General features: G+C 47.8%; 7 protein-coding genes. 4 read left to right on the top strand and 3 right to left on the bottom strand.

Features of this window, described 5'->3' with window-relative positions; genetic code table 11:
• The first annotated feature begins 155 nt into the window (after positions 1–155).
• On the top strand, positions 156–1,322 hold the full coding sequence (locus tag IQ270_RS25425) for an iron-containing alcohol dehydrogenase family protein (RefSeq protein WP_193975951.1): 1,167 nt from the start codon (positions 156–158) through the stop codon (positions 1,320–1,322).
• A gap of 137 nt (positions 1,323–1,459) precedes the next feature.
• Complete coding sequence (locus IQ270_RS25420) at positions 1,460–2,641, top strand: aspartate aminotransferase (RefSeq protein WP_193975950.1); 1,182 nt, start codon at positions 1,460–1,462, stop codon at positions 2,639–2,641.
• Between the two features lie 834 nt (positions 2,642–3,475).
• Here IQ270_RS25420 and IQ270_RS25415 read toward each other — a convergent pair.
• Together IQ270_RS25415 and dapF are read right to left on the bottom strand one after the other, a co-directional pair.
• Complete coding sequence (locus tag IQ270_RS25415; protein WP_193975952.1) at positions 3,476–4,621, bottom strand: hypothetical protein; 1,146 nt, start codon at positions 4,619–4,621, stop codon at positions 3,476–3,478.
• A 296-nt stretch (positions 4,622–4,917) separates the two neighbouring features.
• Positions 4,918–5,775 carry a diaminopimelate epimerase gene (dapF, locus tag IQ270_RS25410; RefSeq protein WP_193975949.1) on the bottom strand — a complete coding sequence of 286 codons (858 nt, stop codon included), beginning with the start codon at positions 5,773–5,775 and terminating at the stop codon, positions 4,918–4,920.
• A gap of 179 nt (positions 5,776–5,954) precedes the next feature.
• Here dapF and IQ270_RS25405 point away from each other — a divergent pair, with 179 nt between their 5' ends.
• Positions 5,955–6,167, top strand: a complete 213-nt coding sequence (locus tag IQ270_RS25405; protein WP_193975948.1) for an RNA-binding protein hfq — start codon at positions 5,955–5,957, stop codon at positions 6,165–6,167.
• A 143-nt stretch (positions 6,168–6,310) separates the two neighbouring features.
• Here IQ270_RS25405 and IQ270_RS25400 read toward each other — a convergent pair whose 3' ends face one another.
• Complete coding sequence (locus IQ270_RS25400; protein WP_193975947.1) at positions 6,311–8,626, bottom strand: cation:proton antiporter; 2,316 nt, start codon at positions 8,624–8,626, stop codon at positions 6,311–6,313.
• Between IQ270_RS25400 and IQ270_RS32055 the strand changes: the two genes are divergently transcribed.
• Positions 8,621–8,749 (top strand): hypothetical protein, encoded by a 129-nt coding sequence (locus tag IQ270_RS32055; RefSeq protein ID WP_255532485.1) that lies wholly within the window; start codon positions 8,621–8,623, stop codon positions 8,747–8,749. The genes IQ270_RS25400 and IQ270_RS32055 overlap by 6 nt on opposite strands.
• Positions 8,750–8,829 lie beyond the last annotated feature (80 nt).

The following is an 8,829-nucleotide window of genomic DNA, read 5'->3' as shown; positions in this document are numbered from 1 at the left end:
CCCCTCAACTCCCTCCTTCCATGCCCCAACCCCCGACAATACTTAATAAAAACTTTACAAAACTTACCCGATCGCCCAACACGAGTTAGAGTTATCCTAGAAAATCCAGCAATCCTGCAAAGCCTCAACATTCCCCTCACTCATCCAGTGGTTCGATGACTCAAACCCAAAGCACCAAAACGACCACCGCAACTGCAATTTATTCCTTGACAATTGCTCCCGGCTGTGTATTGCGCGGTCAAAACGCCCTAGCACAAGCTACAGAAGCCATCGCCCGTTTCGGAAACCGCCCCCTCATCGTCGGCGGCAGCAACTCCCTCGCGGCCGCCAAACCCTACCTGCAACCAATCCTCGAAAGCGCAGGGGCGGGCACGGCGACACCACGCCTACAATCTGCCGAAACAGCCTACGGCAAGGATTGCAGCGAAACCAGCCTGCAAAACCTCCGCGAAGCCTTCCAACACCACAACGCCGACTTCATCATCGGTGTCGGCGGCGGCAAAGCCTTGGATGCAGCCAAACTCCTAGCCCACCAGTGCCAAATCCCCATTGTCACCATCCCCACATCAGCAGCCACCTGCGCCGCGTGGACGGCCCTTTCTAACATTTATTCCGAACAAGGTGTATTTCAATACGATGTCGCGTTAGCAAGATGTCCCGATTTGCTAATCCTCGACTATGGCTTAATTCAAACAGCACCTCAAAGAACATTAATAGCAGGAATTGGAGATGCGATCGCCAAATGGTACGAAGCATCAGTCAGCAGCGGACACTCTGAACAAACTATGATAATTTCCGCCGTCCAACAAGCTAGAATCCTGCGCGATATCCTGTTCCAAAAATCAGCCACCGCCCTCAAAGAACCCGGTAGCGAAACCTGGCAACAAGTCACAGACGCAGCCGTATTGCTAGCAGGAGTAATCGGCGGCATCGGCGGCCCCCAATGTCGCACCGTCGCCGCCCACGCCGTCCACAACGGTCTAACTCATCTATTAGCAAGTCACGGAACTTTGCACGGCGAAAAAGTTGCCTACGGCATTTTAGTACAACTGCGGTTAGAAGAAATGCTGCAAAACAATCAACTCGCTGCCACCGCCAGACAGCAACTGCTAAAATTTTACGGCGAGATTGGATTGCCCCAAACTTTAGACAATCTAGGACTCGGAGACGTTAGCCTCACACAACTACAGCGCGCCGCCGACATAGCCTGCCAACCCAATTCCGACATTCACAGACTGCCGTTTAAAGTTGTTCCCGAACAATTAATGGCAGCAATGGTTTCTACCACCGCACCTGTGGGAGAATCAAGAGTTAAGAATTAAAACAGTTTGCAGTCAGGTTTGTAGTAAGGACTTTAGTCATCTAAAGGCTGTGTACGAAGGACTGAAGTCCTTACTACGAACCAAGGACTGAAGTCCTTACTACGAAAGACTAGAAACTAAAAGCTCACAAAAAACAAATGACTTTGGATTGGATTAGCCCTGCTGACAGGTTGCAAAAACTGCCTCCCTATGTATTTGCCCGTCTCGACGAACTAAAAGCCCGCGCCCGCGAACAAGGACTCGATTTAATAGATTTAGGAATGGGAAACCCAGACGGTGCGACTCCGCAACCGGTAGTAGAAGCCGCTGTCGCAGCCATCCAAAATTCCGCTAATCACGGCTATCCACCCTTTGAAGGAACTGCCAGTTTCCGCCGCACAATTACTAAATGGTACAACCGCCGTTACAATGTTGAACTCGATCCTGAAAGCGAAGCATTGCCTCTGTTGGGTTCTAAGGAAGGTTTAGCACATTTTGCGATCGCGTATATCAATCCCGGCGATTTAATCTTAGTACCTAGTCCGGCTTATCCAGTATTATTTCGCGGCCCGATTATAGCCGGTGCAAAAGTTCACAACATCACCCTCAAGCCAGAAAACGACTGGATAATTGACTTAGGCGATATTCCCGACAGCGTAGCCGAACAAGCTAAAATACTCTATTTCAATTATCCCAGCAATCCGACTGGGGCAACAGCACCCCGCGAATTTTACAAAGATATTGTTGCTTTCGCGCACAAACATCAAATCTTGCTGGTTCATGATTTGTGCTATGCGGAATTAGCCTTTGACGGGTATCAACCGACAAGTTTATTAGAAATTCCTGGCGGTAAAGAAATCGGTGTCGAATTTCACACTATGTCCAAAACTTACAATATGGCCGGCTGGCGTGTCGGTTTTGTAGTAGGAAATAGCAAGATTATTCAAGGTTTGCGGACATTAAAAACTAACCTAGATTACGGTATATTTTCCGCCTTGCAAACAGCAGCAGAAACTGCGCTGCAATTGCCCGACAGTTACTTGCACGAAGTACAGAATCGTTACAGGACTCGCCGGGATTTCATGGTTGAAGGATTAGCAGAATTAGGGTGGAATATTCCCAAACCTCTGGCTGCAATGTATCTGTGGGTTCCCTGCACTCCGGGCATGAGTTCGACTGATTTTGCCCTGAATGTTTTGCAGCAAACTGGTGTGGTTCTGACTCCGGGTAATGCTTTTGGCCCTGGCGGTGAAGGATATGTTAGAGTTAGTTTGATAGCAGATTGCGATCGACTGGGAGAAGCATTGCGACGCTTGAAACAAGCCAACATTCGATATTAGTTATTGGGCATGGGGCATAGGGCATGGGGAATTGGGCATTGACTTTCAAGTACAATCTTGACGCAATTGGCTAATTTATTAAATTCAACCTATCCTCATGACCCAGTATTATCTTCTGCAAGGTGTTCTACAACTTCTGAAATTGTGAATCATTTACAGAAAAAGCAATTCTTGCCTCATCGCAATCTGTATTAGGGTTTGCTATTGAAGAATCGAAATTAACAATTAAGCGTTCGCGGTTTAAAGTAACTTCTTTAATTCCTCCATATTCTCCCCAAGACCGATCGTCTCTCTCCCAGTAGACACTCTCTAGGTTAGGAAGAGCATCTTATTTATGAAATTCATGTCTTTGCATAACAAAATAATGTTCGTTATCTTCCCCGGACGAAAAACCAATATAAAATGACTCTTGAATTCCCACAAGTTGTGCAAAAAGTTTAAATACCATCATAAACTTAATCCACTTGTTTTGGTGAGCTATTTTAACCGGAACTTCCCCTTCTACGCTCTTAACTTTTCCCTGAAACCATTTACAGCGGTTCTCAAGAAAGTGAAGTAAGTAGGCTACGTCCCATGCCCTATTGGTGTCAACTTAACATCAAACCGATAGTTTGGCAGGGGTTTAAACCCCTGCCGGACTGACGGGTGGGCGGGAGGACTGGTGTATCAAAAAAAAGCTTAAGTTGACACCAATGCCCATGCCCTACGCCCTAGGTCAATTCCTAATAAGCTGTCGTGCAAATAAACATTGCATATTCAGGGCCCGCTCTCCTGCCCACCCCACTCATTGTTTTATTTTTTTTGACATACATTTTAAATGCCGCAACAGCTTAACTACGCTTTTTTAATTTCCTGAATAACCCATTCAAAAGTTTCGATAACTTGCTTGATGGCAGATTCATCCTGCAAAGTAAACAAAGCCAAACTCGGAGACCTTCTTTCCCCAGGTTCCGTAGGCAACGACAGACCGATCGAACTTAATTTGCTCCTTAATTCCAGCCACTTCTTTTCCTCATTAAACGGTTGCTGCAAACCGTAATTGTGAGCTGAAATCTCCATTTTTCCAGCAATATTAACAGTAAACAACTGATAGGTTTTATTACTTTTTTGATGCAAGTTGGCGGCAAAGCCTCCGTAAGTATCCCCCGTACCCCATTGAATTTCCACGAACGGTGCTTGACTTTTCACCCAAGCATAAATTGCTTTGGCGATTTGTGCTTCTTCTGCGCCTCCTCTAGTTTTGATTTCCGCAAAAAATGACGATTCGTCCCAGCGCCTTCTTTCGCGTGTTGCGCTGGATTTTTTCTGCTGTGCTTCGGCTGTCTGACCGATCACTCTGGGAACTAAGGTTTTCAAACCGTCTTCACTTACATACTGCTTAATTTCTAGGGCAAAAACTTCAACCGGGTCCATTTGTTCGTTGAGAAATTCTACAACTCGACGCATTTCAGCGGAAATTTCGTCAGCGACAAACACTAAGCGAATTTTACCGGCTTGCAAGTTAGTTTTAACCTTTTGCCAAAATCGGTCTTCATTCGCATCTGCACCGAGAAACTCTTCAAAAATCTGTTCGGGATCGCGGCCCCGATCGCGACAATTAGCTTCAAACATAGCAATAATTGAATCGACTGGCCAGTGAACTACCGCATTAGCAGCATAGTCGATCGACTGACCCAAAACTTTTTGCCGCAGTTCGGCATTAGGAGTTCGCCTGACATCCACCAAAGTAGGAACTGCATTTTGGTCGAGAAACAAATGATCCAGTGACCATTGGACGGCTGTTTCCTCATCTGCAGGCGCTGCCGCTTCCCGCGAAATTAACAGCCACTTCCGCGCCGTCGCGCGATCGATTTGATCTCCGGCAATCAGATTAGGATAAGTTACAAGCAAGTCTTGTAACTGGTCTTCCGAGTCGTAGGGCTGTTCCATCATTTCTACCAGCCTGTCGTCGTCCTGAATCAGATAAATACCTCCAGCCATGCAAGCCCACCTACTTAATGTTAGATTTGAGATTTTAGTCATTAGTCATTAGTCAGTAGTCATTGGTCAGTAGTCAGTAGTCATTGGTCAGTAGTCAGTAGTCTTCAGCCAATGATTGCACAAGGCGCAAGGGATTAGTCATTGAGCATTCTTGATAATTAAAGAATTAAATAAAAATTTGGAATTCAATAATTTTCCTTGTTTGTCAATTCCACAAAAAACTCCTTCTGACTGATGACAACTGACTAATGTCAACTAAGAGGGCGGGCACTCACAGGCACCGCCCCTACCACAGGTCAACTGTCAACTGTCAACTGATTAAGACAACCAGTAAATACTCGCTGTGCCGACCCGGTCATGTAAATCCGCCCAGAAACTTCTGCCCATTCGATTTGCAAAACGCCACCTGGGAGTTCAACAGAAGTAGTCCGATCGCACTTGGCGACCAACACCCCAGCTACCACAGCAGCACAAGCACCAGTCCCACAAGCTAGAGTAACACCTGCGCCTCTTTCCCACACCCGCATTTTTACGTAGTCCGATCGTATTACTTGAATAAATTCTGTATTTGTACGCTGCGGGAACGCTGAATGGTGTTCAAATTGAGGCCCTACAGTTTCCAAAGCCACAGCCGAAACATCGTCTACAAAGGTAATGCAGTGAGGATTACCCATGCTGACGCAGGTAACAGACCAAGATTTATCGGCAACTTCGATCGGCACATCTATCACTTTGGCATCCAGTGCCGCCAAAGTTGTCGGAATTTCCGCAGCCATCAGCCGGGGAACTCCCATATCCACCTTAACTTGACCGTCCGATCGCAATTCCGGGCTAATGACGCCGGCCAGAGTGTGGATGCGGTACTGAGTTTTTGCCTTTGGTCCTTCCAAATCGGCGACGAACTTAGCCAAACAGCGAATTCCGTTGCCGCACATTTCCGGTTCCGAACCGTCGGAGTTAAAAATCCGCATCGTATAGTCAGTGCCGTTTTGGCCCGGAAGAGCAAAAATCGCGCCGTCTGCGCCAATCCCGAAATGTCGATCGCACAAAACCACAGCTTGTTCTGGTGTTAGCACAGGTTCTGACGAATGGCGGTTGTCAATCAGAATAAAATCATTGCCCAGTCCGTGATATTTCGTAAACTCGATCGGCATAAAAACACACCTCTGTTCGTTAAAACTAATTAGTTGATAGACTTCATAAAGTCATTAAGTCATTACTGATTTGCCCGTTGCCTCCCGCCCGGATGTCAATTGTCCTCAATGCTCAATCCTCAGTTTCCCACCAAAGACTAATGACTAATGACTAATGACCAACTTACCCATTTCCCAGTATGTCTGAATTTGAGACCGGATTGCCCAGCGTTCGCTTAATACAAAGCTACATCAAAGACAAAGAACAGGTCGAGATCAAACTCCTGACCGGTGACTTGCTAGCCGGCAGAATTTTTTGGCAGGATCTTAACTGCATTTGCCTACTAGATCCCTCAGAAACACAAATTCTGATCTCGCGATCGGCAATTGCTTATGTCAAACCCAACGCTTGAGGAGAGTGGGCGGAGCGAAGCGGAGGGATGGGTTCGCTCCGGGCATGGGGCATGGGGAATTGTTAGCTGTTGACTGTTGACTGTTAACCGTTAACTAATCCAACAACCAACAACCAACTGCTTTCCTGTCAACTGCCAACTCCCTAATCGCTAAACAGCTTTTCGCTGACTTGGGCGGTGACAAAAGGCTGCTTTAAGGCAGGTTGCAGGATCGGGGGCGAGGCCGTCCGCTGCATCAAGCCGAGCTCGTAGAAGCCGCCGCAAAGCAGCAAACGATCGCCCTCTAGCAAACTGGTAGTTCCGTCGGGCCAGCGAGTAAATTTCCCTTCCCGGCGGATCGCCCGCACCTGCACCCCGTACTGGGGCAGCACATCTACCTCTGAGAGTTTTTTGCCAGCCCAAGGGCTTTTTGCTGGCAGCCTCAGCCACTGACAAGAACTGTCGCCGTGCGGGACTGCAACTTCCCCCTTCGCCAGCAACTCAAAACTGATGAGTTCTTCCGGTTCTCCCACGACAAAAACTCGATCGCCCGACTGCAAAGCTGTCTTGCCGTTCGGATAATCAATTTCCTCGCCATCTGTGCGGACGATCGCCATCACACTGACCCCTGTCAACTGTCGCAAGTTAGTTTCTTCCAGAGTCATGCCGGCGATCGGAGAGCCCGGCGGCAAGTTGTACCACTCGGTGTTCATATCTCGAACCGCCACCTTCAAATCCCGCGAAACCGCCAAAGGTTCGCGCGCAGGCCGCAATTCCAGATAGCGGCTGCTGCGAATTTGCTGCACTTCCCGCCCGATCGCCATTGCCGAGACACCCATACCAGCGAGCAAGTGGGCGGAGAGTTCCAAACTCGCCTCAAACTCCGGCTGTACAACTTCCCAGGCCCCGAGTTGATAAAGCAGTTCGATGTCTTTATCTTGGTTTGCCTGCACCACAATATCCAAATCTGGAACTAATTCTAAAGCCCGCTTCAGACACAAGCGAGTGCTCATGGGATCTGGAAGGGCGATCGCCATCGATGCAGCACGTTCCACCCCTGCTGCTTCCAAGACGTGCCAACTAGCAGCGTTCCCATAAATATAGGGAATTTCTAGCATTCTGCACTCTTGAATTCTGGTTTCTGACTCATCGATCACCACAATTGAACAGTTGCGGCTTTGCAGCATTTTGACTAAATTTCTGCCAACTCGCCCGTAGCCGCAAATCACAACATGATTTTGTTCCGGCAAAGTTTCAGCTATTTCCACAGGTTGAGACGTTTCGTCAAAATAGCGCTGTAAAGGCCCAAAATTTTCTGCCCAGTTCAATAACTGCGGCACGCTTCTCAATACAAACGGAGTCAGCACCAAAGTGACTGCTGTGGTTCCTAAAATTAATAGATAAACGTCTCGCGAAACCAGTCCCATCGCTTGGCCGGAACTAGCGAGAACAAAGGAGAATTCTCCGATCTGAGCTAAGCCCAAACCTGCGATCAATGCTGTTTTTAGCGGATAGCCAAACATTCGGACGATCGGCGTTACAATCAAGAATTTGCCGACAAATACTAAAAATACCAGTCCCAGAATTAATTCTAGATGGTTCCAGAGAAACACCGGGTCGATTAACATACCGATGGTGACAAAAAATAAGGATGCAAAAATATCTCGCAAAGGCTCGACATAAGTTAGAGTTTGGTCGGCATATTCCACCTCAGAAATCATTAAACCCGCCACAAATGCGCCCATCTCGATCGAGAAACCCAAATATTCAGTCAGCAGCGCAATCCCCAAAGCCAAAACCACAACTCCCAGCAAAAACAGTTCCCGGCTTTCTGTTTTCGCGAGGTAGCGCAGCAACTGCGGGACGATCCAAATGCCTGCAACCACAGCACCGGCAGCAAATAAACTAATCCGCAGCAGGGCCCACGCTACCGTCATGCCGATCGCCTCTGCGGGCTGGTTGAGAGCCGGCAAAACTGCTAGCATTAGCCCCAAGGCCAAATCTTGAACTACCAATATTCCCAGCATGACTTGACCGTGGGAAGTACCACCTTCATTGCGTTCCATCAAGCACTTGAGTACAACTGCTGTCGATGAAAGCGACAGGATCGCCCCTAAAAACACGCCTTGAGCGGGCGATTCTACCCAGCCTACGGCCAAGGAAATTGCAGTCGTAAAGGCGATCGTCAGCACAATTTGCAAACTCCCCCCGCCCAGACTAATTGCTTTAACTCGGTTGAGTTCGGCGAAGGAAAACTCTACTCCCAACGCAAACAACAGAAAGGCAACACCGAATTCAGCCAGGGTGTCCACCTGAATTAATTCTTTAATCAGCCCCAAACCAGCCGGCCCAACTACGATCCCTCCCAGGAGGTATCCGAGAATTACCGGCTGTCGCAAAAGCGATGCAAAGAGTCCTCCTGCTGCGGCAGCAGCGAGAACTAGAACCAAGTCAACGATCAGTCGGAAGTCTTCTTGCACAACTTATATGAAAAAACTGTAAAGTTATATTATAGTTTGGGAATTGGGAATTGGGAATTGGGAATTGGGAATTGGGAATTGGGAATTGGGAATTGGGAATTGGGAATTGGGAATTGGGAATGACTAATCAGTAGCTAATAACAGCCAACAGACAACAGCCAACAGTCAACAGCCAACAGTCAACAGCCAACAGCCAACAGACA

This window comes from Microcoleus sp. LEGE 07076 (genome assembly GCF_015207455.1).
In the GTDB taxonomy this organism is placed as follows: domain Bacteria; phylum Cyanobacteriota; class Cyanobacteriia; order Cyanobacteriales; family Microcoleaceae; genus Microcoleus.
Note: the sequence above shows the minus strand (reverse complement) of the source record. Positions and strands in the feature narration are given on the sequence as shown.